The 15,147-nt window shown below is 71.7% G+C and carries 15 protein-coding genes and 1 pseudogene; 11 read left to right on the forward strand and 5 right to left on the reverse strand.

The window, feature by feature from the left end; all coding sequences use genetic code 11:
* The first annotated feature begins 50 nt into the window (after window positions 1–50).
* The 4 genes from ACGF5O_RS27810 to ACGF5O_RS27825 all read left to right on the forward strand — a co-directional run bounded on the left by ACGF5O_RS27810 (window position 51) and on the right by ACGF5O_RS27825 (window position 3,968).
* On the forward strand, window positions 51–1,637 hold the full coding sequence (locus ACGF5O_RS27810) for a bifunctional 3-(3-hydroxy-phenyl)propionate/3-hydroxycinnamic acid hydroxylase (protein ID WP_393812600.1): 1,587 nt from the start codon (window positions 51–53) through the stop codon (window positions 1,635–1,637).
* A gap of 8 nt (window positions 1,638–1,645) precedes the next feature.
* Window positions 1,646–2,509, forward strand: a complete 864-nt coding sequence (locus tag ACGF5O_RS27815; protein WP_393812601.1) for an alpha/beta fold hydrolase — start codon at window positions 1,646–1,648, stop codon at window positions 2,507–2,509.
* Window positions 2,506–3,519 carry a VOC family protein gene (locus ACGF5O_RS27820; RefSeq protein ID WP_393812602.1) on the forward strand — a complete coding sequence of 338 codons (1,014 nt, stop codon included), beginning with the start codon at window positions 2,506–2,508 and terminating at the stop codon, window positions 3,517–3,519. Before ACGF5O_RS27815 ends, ACGF5O_RS27820 begins: the two co-directional genes overlap by 4 nt.
* A 167-nt stretch (window positions 3,520–3,686) precedes the next feature.
* Window positions 3,687–3,968, forward strand: a complete 282-nt coding sequence (locus tag ACGF5O_RS27825) for a hypothetical protein (RefSeq protein WP_393812603.1) — start codon at window positions 3,687–3,689, stop codon at window positions 3,966–3,968.
* Between the two features lie 171 nt (window positions 3,969–4,139).
* Here the strand turns inward: ACGF5O_RS27825 and ACGF5O_RS27830 are convergent, their stop codons facing one another.
* Window positions 4,140–4,343 carry a hypothetical protein gene (locus tag ACGF5O_RS27830; RefSeq protein WP_393812604.1) on the reverse strand — a complete coding sequence of 68 codons (204 nt, stop codon included), beginning with the start codon at window positions 4,341–4,343 and terminating at the stop codon, window positions 4,140–4,142.
* Between the two features lie 143 nt (window positions 4,344–4,486).
* Here ACGF5O_RS27830 and pknB point away from each other — a divergent pair, with 143 nt between their 5' ends.
* Window positions 4,487–6,517 carry a Stk1 family PASTA domain-containing Ser/Thr kinase gene (pknB, locus tag ACGF5O_RS27835; protein ID WP_393812605.1) on the forward strand — a complete coding sequence of 677 codons (2,031 nt, stop codon included), beginning with the start codon at window positions 4,487–4,489 and terminating at the stop codon, window positions 6,515–6,517.
* A gap of 233 nt (window positions 6,518–6,750) precedes the next feature.
* On the opposite strand, the gene ACGF5O_RS27840 is transcribed toward pknB, so the two are convergent.
* Window positions 6,751–7,119: an EthD domain-containing protein gene (locus tag ACGF5O_RS27840; protein ID WP_393812606.1), complete on the reverse strand. Its 369-nt coding sequence runs from the start codon at window positions 7,117–7,119 to the stop codon at window positions 6,751–6,753.
* A gap of 66 nt (window positions 7,120–7,185) precedes the next feature.
* Between ACGF5O_RS27840 and ACGF5O_RS27845 the strand changes: the two are divergent.
* Window positions 7,186–7,836, forward strand: a pseudogene (locus ACGF5O_RS27845) (aldehyde dehydrogenase family protein); the annotation flags it as partial.
* A gap of 41 nt (window positions 7,837–7,877) precedes the next feature.
* Complete coding sequence (locus ACGF5O_RS27850; RefSeq protein ID WP_393812607.1) at window positions 7,878–8,273, forward strand: SRPBCC family protein; 396 nt, start codon at window positions 7,878–7,880, stop codon at window positions 8,271–8,273.
* Window positions 8,274–8,466: 193 nt separating this feature from the next.
* Here the strand turns inward: ACGF5O_RS27850 and ACGF5O_RS27855 are convergent, their stop codons facing one another.
* Window positions 8,467–10,839, reverse strand: coding sequence for an MMPL family transporter (locus tag ACGF5O_RS27855; protein WP_393812608.1), 2,373 nt, complete (start codon window positions 10,837–10,839; stop codon window positions 8,467–8,469).
* Window positions 10,840–11,002: 163 nt separating this feature from the next.
* Between ACGF5O_RS27855 and ACGF5O_RS27860 the strand changes: the two genes are divergently transcribed.
* The 4 genes from ACGF5O_RS27860 to ACGF5O_RS27875 all read left to right on the forward strand — a co-directional run bounded on the left by ACGF5O_RS27860 (window position 11,003) and on the right by ACGF5O_RS27875 (window position 13,178).
* Window positions 11,003–11,641 carry a TetR/AcrR family transcriptional regulator gene (locus ACGF5O_RS27860; RefSeq protein ID WP_393812609.1) on the forward strand — a complete coding sequence of 213 codons (639 nt, stop codon included), beginning with the start codon at window positions 11,003–11,005 and terminating at the stop codon, window positions 11,639–11,641.
* A 516-nt stretch (window positions 11,642–12,157) separates the two neighbouring features.
* On the forward strand, window positions 12,158–12,298 hold the full coding sequence (locus ACGF5O_RS27865; RefSeq protein ID WP_393812610.1) for a twin-arginine translocation signal domain-containing protein: 141 nt from the start codon (window positions 12,158–12,160) through the stop codon (window positions 12,296–12,298).
* 365 nt (window positions 12,299–12,663) lie between these two features.
* Complete coding sequence (locus ACGF5O_RS27870; protein ID WP_393812722.1) at window positions 12,664–13,023, forward strand: hypothetical protein; 360 nt, start codon at window positions 12,664–12,666, stop codon at window positions 13,021–13,023.
* The gene (locus ACGF5O_RS27875) at window positions 12,972–13,178 is read left to right on the forward strand and encodes an alpha-L-rhamnosidase C-terminal domain-containing protein (protein ID WP_393812611.1); all 207 of its coding nucleotides are present in this window, start codon (window positions 12,972–12,974) and stop codon (window positions 13,176–13,178) included. Before ACGF5O_RS27870 ends, ACGF5O_RS27875 begins: the two co-directional genes overlap by 52 nt.
* A gap of 20 nt (window positions 13,179–13,198) precedes the next feature.
* On the opposite strand, the gene ACGF5O_RS27880 is transcribed toward ACGF5O_RS27875, so the two are convergent.
* Both ACGF5O_RS27880 and ACGF5O_RS27885 read right to left on the reverse strand, forming a co-directional pair.
* Window positions 13,199–13,876 carry a response regulator gene (locus ACGF5O_RS27880; RefSeq protein WP_393812612.1) on the reverse strand — a complete coding sequence of 226 codons (678 nt, stop codon included), beginning with the start codon at window positions 13,874–13,876 and terminating at the stop codon, window positions 13,199–13,201.
* Window positions 13,876–15,090: a sensor histidine kinase gene (locus ACGF5O_RS27885; protein WP_393812613.1), complete on the reverse strand. Its 1,215-nt coding sequence runs from the start codon at window positions 15,088–15,090 to the stop codon at window positions 13,876–13,878. Before ACGF5O_RS27885 ends, ACGF5O_RS27880 begins: the two co-directional genes overlap by 1 nt.
* Between the last annotated feature and the right edge of the window lie 57 nt (window positions 15,091–15,147).

Genomic DNA, 15,147 nt, shown 5'->3' on the forward strand with positions numbered 1-15,147 from the left:
TGGAGTAAACGCTACATCAAGAGCCGCGACAGGGACAGTGAGGTGGTCCGGTGAGGGACAGCAGAGCCGAGGACGACACATACGACGTGGCGGTGATCGGCTACGGGCCGACCGGTGTGACCGCGGCCAACCTGCTGGGTCGGGCGGGCCTGAGGGTCGTCGTGCTGGAGCGGGATGCCGAGGTCTACTCCCGGGCGCGGGCGATCTCCACGGACGAGGAGGTCATCCGGATCTGGCAGCGCGTCGGCCTGGCCGACCGGCTGAAGCGGGACATGCTCGCCGAGCGGCCGCTGGACTTCGTCGACGCGCGGGGGCGTACGTTCCTCAGCGCCTGCCCCAGTCCGCGCGGCCACGGCCATCCGCCGCAGATGTTCATCTACCAGCCGGCCCTGGAGCAGGTCCTGCGCGAGGGCGTCGACCGGTACCCGAACGTGGAGGTGCTGCTGCGGCACGAGTGCCTGCGGCTGCGGCAGGACGCGGAGGGCGTCGAGCTGACAGTCGTGGGCGCCGACGACTCGGTACGACGGCTGCGCGCGAAGTACGTGATCGCGGCCGACGGCGGCTCCAGCCTCACCCGCGCGCAGCTCAACGTCGGTTACGAGGGGCGGACGTACGAGGACCGCTGGGTCGTCATCGACACGAAGATGCTCAAGCCGTGGCCCGACCACGACCGGCTGCGCTTCCGCTGCGACCCGGCACGGCCGGCGGTCGACTGCCCGACCCCGCTCGGGCACCACCGCTGGGAGTTCCCGATCCTGCCCGGTGACGACGAGAAGCAGCTCACCACCGACGACGCGATCCACGCGATGGTGTCCAGGTACGGGATCGGCCGGGACCAGATCAATATCCTGCGCGCCACCGTGTACAGCCACCACGTCCGCTTCGCCGCCCGCTTCCGGGTGGGCAGGGTCTTCCTCGCCGGCGACGCCGCGCACGCGATGCCGCCGTGGATCGGGCAGGGCATGGCCGCCGGCGTGCGCGACGCGGCCAACCTGTGCTGGAAGCTCGCCGCCGTGCTGCGCGGCGAACTGCCCGGGACGCTTCTGGACTCCTACGAGGCCGAGCGCAAGCCGCACGTCAAGGAGATCACCAGGCGGGCGGTGTTCGTCGGCCGGATCATCACCGAACGCCGGCTCCCCGTGGCCCGCGCCCGGGACACCGCGTTGCGCGCGCTGCTGCGGGCGACCGGCCTCAACTCGCGGCTGGTGGACTCCCACTGGATACCGGTCGCCCACTATGCCGACGGGTTCCAGGCCCGGCCGCGCACCAAGGCCGTCGGGAAGCAGCTCCCGCAGCCCTGGGTCACCGACCCGTCCGGAACCCGCGTGCGCCTGGACGACGTGCTGGCCGGCCGCTGGCTGCTGCTGCACGCCGGCCTGCCCCGCCCGCAACTGCCCTGGGACCGCACCGGTGTGGCCTCGCTGGCCGTGCTGCCCGCCGGCTCCCGCCCGGCCGAGGGCGCGGTCGTCGACAGCGAGGGGGTGCTGCTGCCCTGGCTGACCGGACACGATGCGGCCACCGTCGCCCTGCGCCCCGACGCCTACGTCTACGCCGCCGCTGGACCGGGCTCCCCCCTCCCGCAGCCGCCCACCGGATTCGCGCCGCTCCCGGGCGCGACCGTCCCGACCCTTTCGTGAGGACCGCCATGACCACGCACACCGCACCGCCCCCGATGCAGGAGTCGCTCCTCGACGTCGGCGGCAGGAAGATCTTCGTCGCGGAGACCGGCGACGGCCCGCCCGTCCTGCTGCTGCACGGCGGCGGTCCCGGCGCCTCCGGGGTCTCCAACTACGCGCGCAACATCGCCGAACTGGCGACGGAGTTCCGGGTCGTCGTCCCCGACCTGCCCGGCTACGGACGCAGCACCAAGGGCATCGACCTCACCGACCCCTTCGGCGCCCTCGCCACCGGCATCCGCGGCCTGCTCGACCGGCTCGGCCTGGACAGGGCGCACCTCGTGGGCAACTCCTACGGCGGTGCCTGCGCCCTGCGACTCGCCCTGGACACCCCCGACCGGGTCGACCGCATGGTCCTGATGGGCCCCGGCGGCATCGGCACCACCCGCGCCCTGCCCACGCCGGGACTGAACTCGCTGCTGAACTACTACACCGGGGACGGGCCCTCGCGCCTGAAGCTGGAGCGGTTCGTCCGCGACTACCTGGTCTTCAACGCGGCCCAGGTACCCGACTCGGTCATCGACGCGCGCTACCGGGACAGCATCGACCCGGAGGTCGTCGCCGACCCGCCACTGCGGCGCCCCAAGTCGGCGGCCACCCTGTGGAAGATGGACTTCACCCGCGACAAGCGGCTGAACCGCCTGGCCGTTCCCACGCTGGTCCTGTGGGGTGGAGCCGACAAGGTCAACCGGCCCACCGGCGGCCGGATGCTGGCCGACCGCATGCCCGACTGCGACCTCTACGAGGTCGCCAACACCGGCCACTGGGTGCAGTGGGAGCGCGCCGACCTCTTCAACCAGCTCTGCGCCGCCTTCCTGGCGGGCCGCCGGTGAACACGTACGACGGGTCCTCGGTCTTCGGCGCCGTCCACCTCGGCTACCTCGTCATCGAGACCAACCGCTTCGCCGACTGGCGCCGCTTCGGCGAGGACGCCATCGGCATGCACCGCGACGAACTCGACGTCGGCCTGATGCGGTTCCGCCTCGACGAGCAGGAGTGCCGCTTCCTGCTGCGGCGCGGACCGGCCGAGGACGTGGTCGCGACCGGCTGGCACGTCGACGACCACGCCACCTTCGAGCGGATCGAGGCCCGCGTCCGCGCCCACGGCGTCCCCGTCGTCCAGGGCAGCGCCGAAGAGGCCCAGCAGCGCGGTGTCGAACGGCTGCTGCGCTTCCAGGGCCCCAAGGGGATCGTCCAGGAGATCTACACCGCCCCGGTCACCTCCGCCGAACCCCTGCGGATGCTGTCGTCCGGATGGGTCACCGGAGACGCCGGCATGGGACATGTCGCGATCACCTCGGCCAGACCGACCCTGATGCGGGGCTACTTCAACACGGTCTTCGACGCCCGGCTGACCGACTACATCGACGAGACCGTCAGCGGCGTCAAGCTCAGGATCCGCTTCCTGCGCGTCAACGAACGCCACCACTCCATCGCGATCGCCGCCGTCCGCGGCCTGCCCGTCGACCCGGTCCGCACCCGCGTCCAGCACCTGAACATCCAGGCGGCCAGTCTGGACGACGTCGCCCAGAGCTATGAGCGGGTGCACCGACTCGGCTTCGACATGGCCCTGTCCGTGGGACAGCACACCAACGACAGGGAACTCTCCTACTACGCCCGCACCCCCTCGGGCTTCGAGTGGGAGGTCGGCTGGAACCCCATCGTCGTCGACGAGACAACCTGGGAGCCCTCCACCCACCAGGGCATCAGCATCTGGGGCCACAAGCCGGTCGGCCAGACCATCATCGACAAGCTCGACCAGTTCCGCCTCGGCGCCCGCTCCCTCGCCCGCCCCGAGAAGACCGTTCCCGCGCTCAGCGGCGCCGGCATCCCCGACGACTGATCGTCACTCCGCCGCCGACGGCGCCGCAGCGCGCAGGTCGACTCGCTACACCGTCCTCCTCATCGGCGTTCTGCAGCCTCTTCGTCGTCATCGCCGGACCGGGCGCGGCCGGCGTCGTCGGTGACCGTGCCATCAGGTCGGCCGATCCCAGCGGTCAGGCCGCCCTGATGCTGCTTGCGAACGCCCTGGGAGGCGATACGCCGGGACTGGGCGGCAACCTGCAGTCCCTGATCCAGCTTGCTCTCACCGTGTCCGGTGCGACGGTCCTGCCCGCCTGCCTGTACTCCCGGTTGCCGGGCCAGGACATCCACTGGATCGGTTTGCAGTCCACCGGCCTCATCGCCATTCCGGCGGGCTTCGCCCTCGGCTGGACAGGCAGTCGACTCGCGCGGCGCGGTGGCTTCGCCGCTGCTGCGGACGCCGAGGCTGCCTGGAGGCACGGGCTCTGACCCGGACGGGAGCCGAGCGAGCCGCGTGGCGCAGGGGAACCCGCGCGGGTCGTCGGACCGTCCGAGGCCAGAAATCTGCTCACCGGGCACGACGCGCAGGCCCGCCGAGGCGGCCGAACGCCACGGCGCGGCCCAGTTCGTACGCGAACCGTGCCGACTCGGTGTTGCGCGTCAGCGGTGGTCGACGGAGGCGACGAGTCCGCCGACGGTCAGACCGACCGCGCATCCGCTGCGGAAGGATTCGTGGGTCGCCGAACGGATCGTCGACGACGTCAGGCCCTTGTCGGCCGAGCGGACCGGCTCCGAAGGCTGAGCCCGCACCGCCGCGGCCACGGTCGGGCGCACCCAGCGCACCTCCTCCGCGGTCACTGTCATGTTGCCCGTCGATGTGCAATTATCTTCTCGCCGTGATCCTGGACGCGTGACGTGCCGGGTCGCCGGCCCCTGGCCGCATGCGGCCCGAGCGTCCGCCGGGATCCGATCCGGACCCGTGACTCCTGTGGAGACGACCTGTGAACTTGCCCGGATCAGAAGAGCAGGCCTTCGCGGGCGGGGACGCGGGCGGGGGGTACTGGCACGCGGCACCGCCCGCGGCCCCCGCGCCGCTCGCGTTCGGCGGCCGGTACGAGCCGGGAGCGCTCCTCGGGTGCGGTGGTACGGCCGAGGTGCACCTGGCCCACGACACCCGGCTCGACCGCATGGTCGCCGTCAAGACCCTCCGCGTGGACCTCGCCCACGACGAGGTGTCCCTGGCGAGGTTCCGGCGCGAGGCCCAGTCGACCGCCTCGCTGAACCATCCGTCGATCGCGGCGGTGTACGACACCGGGGAGGACGTGGCCTACCGGACGGACGGCACCCCCGTGCCGCTGCCGTACCTGGTGATGGAGTACGTCGACGGCGTGCCGCTGAGCGAAGCGCTCTACGGGCAGCCGCCGTTGACGCCTGAGCGGGTCCTGGAGCTGGCCGGGGGGATCCTGCGCGCGCTTGCGCACTCCCACACGCAGGGGATCGTGCACCGGGACATCAAGCCGGCCAATGTCATGCTGACCTCCGACGGCCAGGTCAAGGTGATGGACTTCGGGATCGCCCGCGACGCGCGCAACACCGGCATGACCCGGACCTCGGTCGTGGTCGGGACCGCCCAGTACCTCGCGCCCGAGCAGGCGCAGGGGCGGGGCGCCGACGCGCGCGCTGACCTGTACGCGGTGGGCTGCCTGCTGTACGAACTGCTCACCCGCCGACCGCCGTTCACCGGCGCATCGGCGCTGGAGGTCATCTGCCGGCACGTCCAGGAGACGCCGAGACCGCCGAGCTCCCACCACCCCGGCGTCGGCTCGGCGGTGGACGCGATCGTGCTGCGTGCTCTGGAGAAGGATCCGGAGGCCCGCTACCGGTCCGCCGACCACATGCTCGCCGACATCGAGGAACACCTCGGCCCGGGGGCCCTTCGGGAGGTTCCCGTCGCGGCACCGGAGAGAAGCGGCCGCAGCGCGGACGACACCGGGTGGACGCGCCAGTACCCCCTCGCGGACGGCGGCACCGGGCGGGGTGAGACCGGGCGGGGTGGGACCGGCCGTCGTCGCGTCGGCATCGCCCTGGTCGCGGCGAGCGTGGCCGCAGTGCTCCTCGCGCTCGTCGCCGGCCGGCTCGTGCTCGGCCACGGATCTGCCCGTGACGACACGGCAGCCGTCCCGGACCTGGTCGGCCAGACACTGGCCCAGGCCCGGCGAACTGCGGACAACGTGGGGCTCGTGGTGAGCGCCGACCGGCAGGCCGCCTGCGCCGGGCAGCCGAAGGGCCGGGTCTGCGAACAGCGCCCCGCGGACGGCCGACTCGCCAAGGGCCACGCGGTCTCGGTCAGGGTCTCCACGGGAGTCCCACGGACCGAGGTGCCGGATGTGACGGACAAGAAGGTGGCCGACGCCTCCCGGATCCTCACCGGCAAGGGATTCGAAGTGGCCGTACGGCAGGTCGAGTCGGAGCGCGACGCCGGCACCGTGCTCGAACAGGAGCCCGGCGGAGGCGAGTCGGTCGAGTCCGGCAGCGGCGTGACGCTCACCGTGGCTCGGGCGCGGCAGACGGGCACGGTCCCGGACCTGACCGGCGCGACCCTCGGGTCGGCCCGGAAGCTGCTCGCTGCGCAGGGCCTGACGCTGGGCGACACGACCGAGGTCAGGAGCGGAGCCGAGTCCGGCACCGTGGTGGGGCAGAGCATCGCCCAGGGCAAGCGGGTCGCGCGCGGTACCACGGTCGACGTGCGGGTCGCCGAGGCTGCGGCCACTGTCCACGTCCCCCGCGACCTTGCCGGCAGACCCGTGGCCGTGGTCCGGGCCGAACTGCGCCTGCTCGGCCTCGGCCTCGAAGTCGCCGACGGCTCCGACGGGTCGTCCACGTCGGTGGTCACGTCGAGCTCCCCGGCGGCGGGCACCGAGGTGGCGGTGGGCAGCACCGTGGTCGTCTCCACCGGGACCGCCGGTGACGATCCGAGGGACGGGAGCACGACGACCAGGTCTCCACTGCTGCCACCGCTACCGCCGTTCCGGGACTGACGGTCCCATGGCGTGGAGGCGACCGCGTTCCTCTCGTACCCGGACGTCTCGAACGCGCTCGGCCTGGAGATCTCCCACGGCGTCTTGGACGGGGCGCTAACGCCCGCGGGTTCCGCACGGCACCGTCCAGTCGAGCCCGTCCAGGTGCGCACGCCATACGGCGCACGGGAGCAGGCGTACCAGGTGGACGACTGCTTGACGGCCCGCCACCGGTTGGTGGGCTCCTGAGCCCCTCAAGGCCGCTGGAAGATGGTCACCTCACGGCTGTAGAGGACGAACGAACGGGACGCGTCGTAGTATCCGTCGGTCTTCGAGAAGTGCTCGCGCAGTGACCGCTTGTAGGCGGGGAAGTGGTCCAGCGCGTCGTCCTCGGAGTCGTAGTACATGGCCGAGACGGCCTGGTACGCATGGGTGTCTCGGCCACCGAAGTGGCGCAGCGCCCTTTCGGCTCCCGGTGTGTGGCGGTGCAGGACGCACCCCCGCAGCAGCCGGAGGTGTGCCTCGTCCCCGGCCAGCACTTGCTCGTGCGCGGCCTGCCAACGCTCGCCGAGGCCGCCCGGGGCGAGGCCCTCTGCCGCGTGGATGAAGTGCAGCACCTTCACCTGGGCGCCTTCGCCATCGGGTACGTCGGAGCATCCCCGGCCCGGCCGAACTCGCCGGCACCGTGCCACGCCGTGGACGCGGCCGCGTTCTCCGCGTTCATGAACTCCGGTCAGATCTGCATGGGCGCCGACCGCATCCTCGTGCACACCTCGCTCGCCGAGGAGTTCACCCGGCGATTCACCGCGAAGGCCGCCGCTCTTCCCTGCGGTGATCCCGGCGACCCGGCCACCGTCATCGGCCCGCTGCTGAACGAGGCCGCGGCCGGGCGGGTCGCCGCCCTGGTCGAGGACGCGGTGCGGAAGGGCGCTCGCGCCCTCACCGGCGGCAGCGGCCCGCAAGGCGCCCTGCACCCGGCGACCGTACTGACCGGCGTCTCCGCGGACGCGGTGCTGCACCACACCGAGGCCTTCGGACCTGTCGTGGCCGTCCGCGCCTTCGAGGACGACGACGAGGCGGTGGCCCTGGCCAACGACACCGGGCACGGCCTCAGTTGCGGCATCCTCACCGAAAACGGCACCCACGGCCTCACCGTCGCCCGGCGTATCCGCACGGGCATCGTCCACGTGGGCGACCAGTCGGTGGCGGACGAGCCCCAGGTGCCCTTCGGCGGCTTCGCGGCCTCCGGATACGGCCGGTTCGGCGGACGCTGGGGCATCGAGGCGTTCTCGAACACACGCTGGGTCACCCTCTCCACCGAGTACCCGCACCACCCCTTCCGACCGTTCGAGGCAGACGGCGACCACACCGAGGAGATCCCATGGCAACGATGCGTTTCGACACCCGGCTCGCGCAGGAACCCGACCAGGTCTGGGCCGTGCTCACCGACGTGAACACCATCCCGGAGTGGTTCCCCGCCGTGCGGGAGGCCCGCTTCGACGGGGAGTACCGTCATCTGCGCACGCCCGAGGGCACGTTGAAGGCCGTCGTCGTGACCAAGGACGACGACCTGCGGCGCTTCCAGTACCGCTTCGTCGAAGGTCTGCCCCTGCCCGTCGAGTTCCATCTCGGGACCATCGACGTGCTCCCCGGCGGGGACGGCTCCCGCGTGCTCTACAGCCAGGAGATCCTGCCGGTCGGCCTGGCGCCGATCGTCGCACGGGCCGTCGGCGAGGGCATCGCTGGGATTGCCCGCTACTTCTCCGGCCGCCCCTGAGCCGGATGTCCACCCCGCGCCACGCCACCGGTAGCCGAACTCCCTACCCGCACAGGTACCCGCGGCGACGGAACGGCCCTGATGGCCGTCGGTCGCGGTGGCGGGCGACCGGGCGGCGGCCACAGCGCCCGCCGGACCGCGGATCGGTCGTGCGGCGGACGGTCGTGCGATGCGCCACCCGGCCCGCCCGGCGTCAGCCGGCCACGTCCACCTCCTGAGCCGTCAGATGTGCCGCCTGCGCCGACGGTTCCGGATACGGGATCTTCTGGGCGAGCTTGTCACCCTCGACGTCCAGGTCGGGCAGCAGTCGATCGAGCAGGCGGGGGATCCACCAGGCCCTCTCACCGGCCAGGGCCATCGTGGCCGGGATGAAGGTCATACGGATGACGAAGGCATCGATGAGGATGCCCGCGGCGAGGGCGAATCCGGCCTGCTTGATCATGGGCTGGGCGTTGAAGACGAACCCGGCGAAGACCGAGACCATGATGGTGGCCGCGGCGACGACCACGGTTCCGGCCCGCGCGAAGCCGGTGACGGTGGCGTCGGACGGCGTGGCCCCGTGGACGTGTGCCTCGCGCATCGAGGTGACCAGGAACATCTGGTAGTCCATGGCGAGCCCGTACAGAACGCCCGTCACGATGATCGGCAGCAGACTGACGACGGGTGCGGTGGCGTCCAGTCCGATCAGGCTCTGCAGCCGGCCCCACTGGAAGACGGCCGTGGTGAGGCCGAAGGTGGCGCCGATGGTCAGCAGGAAGCCGAGCGTGGCCGTCACGGGGACCATGAGGGAACGGAAGACCAGGAGCAGGACGATCAGGGAGAGCCCGAGGACGGTCGCCACGTAGAGGGGCAGGACGTCGGCGAGCCGGTCGGAGACGTCGATCGCGAGCGCGGTGAAGCCCGTGATGCCCAGCACGGTCCCGGTGCTCTTCCCGATCCGGGCGCTCTTGTCCCGTACGGCCGTGACGAGGGCCTTGGTGGCTTCGTCGTTGGGACCGCTGTGCGGGACGAGCGTGAGGACGGCCGTGGTGCCGGAGCCGTTCATCCCGGCGAGTGACACCGAGGTCGCGCCGTCGGTGTCGCGCAGCGCGGAGGCGACCGTGGCGAGCGTCCCCGGAGACAGCGGGCGCCCCTTGACGGAGGAGTCGACGGCGATCATGAGCGGGCCGTTGTAGCCGGGCCCGAACGCGTCACTGACGAGCTCGTAGCTCTGGCGCTGAGCGGTGCCGGTGTTGTAACTGGCCCCGGAAGGCAGCCCCATCCTCATGCCGGCGGCGGGGACCGCCAGGACCGCGGGGACCAGGAACGCCGCCGCCAGCGCCGGCCACCGGTGGCGGACCAGACGTGCTCCCCAGCGGGCCGTCCGCGTCCGACGGCCGGCACCGGCGGCTTCCTCGGCCGATCGCCGCTGTGCCCGGCGCCGTACCCCAGCGGGACAGATACGCCCCTTGACCAGCCCCAACAGCGCCGGCAGCAGGGTCAGGACCAACAGGACGGCGACCGCGATCGTGGCGGCCGCGACGATCGCCATCGTGCTGAGCAGGGTGATCCCGACGACCAGAAGTCCGGCGAGGGCGATGATGACGGTGCTGCCGGCGAAGAACACCGCACTGCCCGCGGTGCCGATGGCGCGGCCGGTCGCCTCGTGCGGATCCAGGCCGTGTTCGAGGATGAGCCTGCGCTCCCGGCTGATGATGAACAGGGCGTAATCGATCCCGACGGCCAGCCCCAGCATCAGTGCGAGGACCGCGGCGAGCGAGTGGATCTCGAAGACGGTGGAGAGGGTGAAGGCGCCGCCGACGCCCACCACGACCCCGATCAGGGCTATGACCAGAGGCAGGCCCGCCGCGGCGATCGATCCGAGGGTGATGAGCAGGACGACGGCGGCGACACCGACGCCGACGATCTCTCCGGCCCCGATGATCTCCGGGATCTCCATCATCGAAGCCGACGGCAGGACCCGCAGACCACCACGCGCGGCCTGCCGCTCGGCGGCCGCGACGGTGCTGTCGATGGTCCCGGAAGGCAGTTCGTAGGTCTGTTCGTCGAACTGGAACTGCATCAGAGCCGTCTTTCCGTCCGCGGAGACGGCGACTCCGGGTGCCGCCTGGCCCCGCACGGTCAGGGGTACGGGGGCCCTGCCGGACGCAGGCCCTCCCGCCGCCGCCCCGGCCACTGCCGTCTGGGCCCGCAGCAGAGGGCTTTTCGCACCCTTGGCCGCCTCTGCCGCGAGAGCCTTCCGGACGTCGATCACATGGTCGTGGCGGTACACGGCATCCACGGCTGCCAGGAGGGCGGCCTGGACGCGGCGGTCGTCGATCGGGGCACCGTCGTCGGACTTGAAGACCAGCATTCCCTGGCCCCCGGACGCCTCCGGCAGGGACCTGGCCAGATCGTCGATGACCTTCTGGGCCGGCGTGCCGTCGATGCGTACGTCGTTGCTCAGCCGGACCGGATTGGTCGCGAGTATCCCCAGGACCACGGCGATCACGGCCAGCCAGCCCCCGATGAAGTACCAAGGCCTGCCGTAGGCGAGCCTTCCCAGCCGGTATAGCAGCACGGACATGCGTCTCTCCCATCCACACGTCTCCTGGACGGCCTCGGTGAAGCCGCAGAGTATGTGCGTCGAGAGGGTACTATCAAAGCGATAGGCAACTATCAAAGTGAGGGGGTGCTACCGGCGAAGGCGGAGGCGGATAGCCTTCGGTCAGGGCAGGAAGGAGCCGAAGATGCGAACAACCGAAGGCCGCGCTCCGAGGCGCAGGGTCGACGCTCGATCCACCGCGGAGCGCATCACCGTCGCCGGGCGGGCCGTCCTCGGTGCGGGCGAGGGATCACTGGAGCAGATCGCGGCCGAGGCCGGGGTGGGCATCGCCACGCTCTACCGGCACTTCCCCAACCGGGAGGCGATCGTCCGCGCCGTCCTGGAGGACATCCTCGAAACCGACCTCCTTCCCCTCATCGAGCGCGCCGCCGACTCACCGCATCCCCGGCAGTCCCTCCACGGCATCGCCACCCGCCTGCTCGACCTGATCGCCGAGGAGAAAGGGCTGGTCACCTTCGCCAGCAACTTCACCGACGTGGCGGTGGACATCCTCCAGCGCTTCAGCGAGTCGTTGCACCCGCTGCTCCTGCGTGCGCAAGAGCAGGGTGAGGTCCGCCGCGACCTCACCAAGGACGACATCCCCCGCTTCCTCGTCATGGCGGTCGCCGGGCTCGCGATCCCCGGCTCCACGCCCGCGCTGCGCGCCCGCTTCACCGCCCTGCTCTTCGACTCCCTCAACCCCGCCAACGCGACCCCCCTCCCTCCGGTGGTCCCCGAGGAGGGCGATCTGCGCACCGCGGTCGGCAACATCGCGCGTACCTGACCGGACGCGCCGGTCCGTGGCGGCGCGTGCATCCCGGATGCGACGTGGATCGGCCGTTGAGGCCGCCGGCAGGCCGACGGCCGCGACGTACATCCCGAAGACCGACGCAACGACGACGCCCCTCCGGCTGTCATGGCCGACCGGCTCCCGGGCCCGACGGGGTGAGGGCGGGCCGTCGCCTTCGCCCTGGCGACCGTTGCCGACGACGCTCCGGCCACCGATGGCATACAAATCCGCAAAAACACCCATGGTGCCGAGGCGGACCTCGCGACACCATCATCGTCATGGCGTCACGCCGCGGCAGGCGCGGCCCCGCTCTCCTTGCGGATCGCGGATCGCGGACAACGGCGACACCGTTCGGCGCCACGACCTGACCAGCGCAGCACCCGCTGGCCGGTATGTCGTACCTATCGCGAGACCACTCATTCTGACGGCTCGCCAGATGCCGTATCGCCGCGGGCTTCACCCGGCGCTGCCACGAGCCCCGACGATCACTCGCAACACAGAGGAGTCCTCATGAGAGACGAAACGCAGGGCCGGCTCTCCCGCAGGTCCTTCCTCGGCGCCGCCACCGTCGTCGGCGCCGCTCTGGCCGGCGGTCTGGTGCTCGTCTCCGCCCCCGCCGCGGACGCGGCGACCGGCGCGCACGCCTCCTGACAGATCACCAGTGAGCCGACCGACGCCCGCAACGCGTACGCGCAGCTCCTCAACGACATCCGCACGGGGATCAGCTCCCACCGGCTCAGACCGGAGAACGGCCGCCTCGTCGACGTCACCGACCAGGACGGCACCACCCAGTACGTCGCCGTCGACCTGCGGGCCGACGGGCGCGCGGTGGATCGGGCGGGCGCCAACCGCAGGACCACGGCTGGCGGGACCTGACCGCGACGGTCGTCTTCCGCGGTGGCGCCGACCCCACGAGCGGCCTGGCCCTGCCGCTGCGCGCCGAACCGGTCGGCAAGACCTGGGGCGAGGGCCTGAACCGGACCATCCGCCAGAGCGGCGACGACATGCAGCTGATCATGAGGACCAGCCACTACGCCGGTAACACCTGGGTCGACGACGTTACCTCCGAGCCCGACTGGGGCGTCGACTCCGTCGCCACGGTGACCCTTCCGGTCTCGGCCGGTCTGACCAAGGACACCTGGTCCGCTCGCGACCACACCGTCCAGGTCAGGGCTCAGGGCCTCACCGTCAGCACCACGGTCAACGGCGTGGAGATCGACAGCCGCACCCTCACCGGCGACCAGATCCGCAGCCTCGCCTTCTACATCTGTCACCCGCGACCCTCGACCACGTCAGCGCCTCGATCGACACGGTACGCGGCACGGTGTCGTCGGAATGGCATCGCAGGGCGGACGGGAGGACCGAGCTCGCGGTGACGATTCCGTACAACACCGAGGCCGAGATCTGGGTACCCGCCCAGGGCCGGCCCGTCAGCGCGCGCCCGGGGGCCGTCCCTGTCTGCGACGACACCTCCGGCGGTGCCGACCACCAGGTGTACCGGGCGCGAGCGGGGTCGTATCGCTTCAGGTGAGAGGGGCACTCCGGTGAAGCTCAGGCCTGGGTCTCCCCGGCCCGGACGAGGCCGGTCTCGTAGGCGATGACGACGAGTTGGGCGCGGTCCCGGGCGCCGAGTTTGGCCATGGCCCGGTTGGCGTGGGTCTTGACGGTCACCGGAGTCACGAAGAGGCGTTCGGCGATCTGGTCGTTGGACAGGCCCATGGCCACCAGTGTCATGACCTCACGTTCCCGGGGCGTGAGGGCAGCGAGCCGCTTCGGGTCGGCGAGCCCGCCGGGCGAGGGCTGGGAGAGGAAGCGGGCGATCAGCCCTTTGGTCGCTGTGGGCGAGAGCAGCGCCTCGTCGGCCGCGACGAGGCGGATGGCGTCCAGGAGTTGAGCCGGTTCGACGCCCTTGCCGAGGAAGCCGCTCGCCCCGGCCCGCAGGGCCTGGACGACGAACTCGTCCATCTCGAAGGTGGTGAGGACGAGTACCTTCACTCCGGCCATGTCCTCGTCCTGACCGATGAGCCGGGTGGCCTCGATGCCGTCGACCTCGGGCATCCTGATGTCCATCACCACCACGTCGGCCCGCTCGGCCCGGGCCAGTTCCGCGGCCTCACGGCCGTTCGACGCCTCCGCGACGACCTCCATGTCCGACTGCGCGTCGATGAGCAGTCGGAAGGTGCCGCGCAGCAGCGCCTGGTCGTCGGCGAGCAGGACACGAATGGTCATCAAGGGCCTTTCGGGGCAAGGGGCTTCGGGTGGTTTCCGGGGGCGAGTGCGAGGGGGAGTTCCGCGTGCACCCGGAAGCCGCCCTCCGGGCGGGGCCCGGTGGTGACGGTGCCGCCGATGGCGTTGGCCCGCTCCCGCATGCCGATCAGGCCGTGCCCGGTGCCCGGGCCCTTCGGTGCCCCGGGGCGTCCGTCGTCGGTGACGGTGACGCGCAGGGTGTCGGCTCCGTAGTCCAATGCCACCAGAGCCTCGGCGGCCCGGGCGTGCTTGTGGGTGTTGGTGAGGGCTTCCTGGATGATGCGGTAGGCCGTCAGGTCGGTGGCCGGTGCCACCGGCCGGACCAGGCCCGTCCGCTCGAACCGCACGGGCAGACCGCCCGCCTGGAGACTGCCGATGAGGGCGTCGAGGTCGGCCAGCCCGGGAAGGGGAACGCGGGAGTCGGGCGCGTCGTCGGGTTGGCGCAGCAGACCGACGGTGGCCCGTAGCTCGTCGAGGGCGGTACGACTGTTGTCCTTGATATGGGCGAGCGCCTGGTAGGCGCGGTCGGGATCGGTGCGCATCAGATGGTGGGCCACCCCGGCCTGGGCGTTCACCAGGGTCATGTGGTGGGCGACGACGTCATGGAGTTCGCGGGCGATGCGGATGCGTTCGTCGGTGACCCGGCGACGGGCCTCCGCCTCGCGGGTCCGTTCCGCGTTCTCCGCACGTGCCTCGACCCGGGCGAGCCGGAGACGGCGGCTGCGGACGGCGTCGCCCAGGGCGGTGGCCGCGATGGCGAGGTCGAAGCGGAGCAGGCTTTCACCGGCGAGCGGTGACACGGATCGGCTGACCGCGTAGAGCGCCGTGATCGCGAGGGAAGCGGCCAGACCGGCGGTCCAGGCGGTGCGTCGGGTGGTGCGGGTGGCGAGCGTGTACAGGGCCACCAGGCTCGCCGCCGGAGACAGGGAGAAGTCCGGGACACGGGCGAGGTGCGTCAGGTCGACGGCGAGCGTGGCGAGGACGACGGGCAGCGGCCACCGGCTGCGGACGACGAGCGGCAGACAGGCCAGAGCCGTCCACGCCGTCGCACCCGCCCGGGGTGTGTGCCAGCCGGAACCGCCGTCCGCCGCGGCGCTCGCCGCCGCGGCGACGACCACCACCAGCACGGCCGGAAGCGCGTCCCGCGCGCGCTCATGACGGGCGAACCACTGCCGACACACGTCTTGCACCTGCATCCCTTCACTATGCGGCACGGGCCGGGCGGTGCAGCGAGCCTCCCGCCGCTCCGCCCG

The sequence above is a fragment of the Streptomyces sp. NPDC048291 genome (assembly GCF_043201715.1).
Lineage (GTDB): Bacteria > Actinomycetota > Actinomycetes > Streptomycetales > Streptomycetaceae > Streptomyces.

What these genes read in the sequence shown, in the direction of transcription:
- ACGF5O_RS27850 (WP_393812607.1), top strand. Translation starts at nt 7,878, where the DNA reads ATGGCAACGATGCGTTTCGACACCCGGCTCGCGCAGGAACCCGACCAG.
- ACGF5O_RS27860 (WP_393812609.1), top strand. Translation starts at nt 11,003, where the DNA reads ATGCGAACAACCGAAGGCCGCGCTCCGAGGCGCAGGGTCGACGCTCGA.
- ACGF5O_RS27825 (WP_393812603.1), top strand. Translation starts at nt 3,687, where the DNA reads ATGCTGCTTGCGAACGCCCTGGGAGGCGATACGCCGGGACTGGGCGGC.
- ACGF5O_RS27815 (WP_393812601.1), top strand. Translation starts at nt 1,646, where the DNA reads ATGACCACGCACACCGCACCGCCCCCGATGCAGGAGTCGCTCCTCGAC.
- ACGF5O_RS27855 (WP_393812608.1), bottom strand. Translation starts at nt 10,839, where the DNA reads ATGTCCGTGCTGCTATACCGGCTGGGAAGGCTCGCCTACGGCAGGCCT.
- ACGF5O_RS27870 (WP_393812722.1), top strand. Translation starts at nt 12,664, where the DNA reads ATGAGGACCAGCCACTACGCCGGTAACACCTGGGTCGACGACGTTACC.
- ACGF5O_RS27865 (WP_393812610.1), top strand. Translation starts at nt 12,158, where the DNA reads ATGAGAGACGAAACGCAGGGCCGGCTCTCCCGCAGGTCCTTCCTCGGC.
- ACGF5O_RS27880 (WP_393812612.1), bottom strand. Translation starts at nt 13,876, where the DNA reads ATGACCATTCGTGTCCTGCTCGCCGACGACCAGGCGCTGCTGCGCGGC.
- ACGF5O_RS27885 (WP_393812613.1), bottom strand. Translation starts at nt 15,090, where the DNA reads ATGCAGGTGCAAGACGTGTGTCGGCAGTGGTTCGCCCGTCATGAGCGC.
- ACGF5O_RS27830 (WP_393812604.1), bottom strand. Translation starts at nt 4,343, where the DNA reads ATGACAGTGACCGCGGAGGAGGTGCGCTGGGTGCGCCCGACCGTGGCC.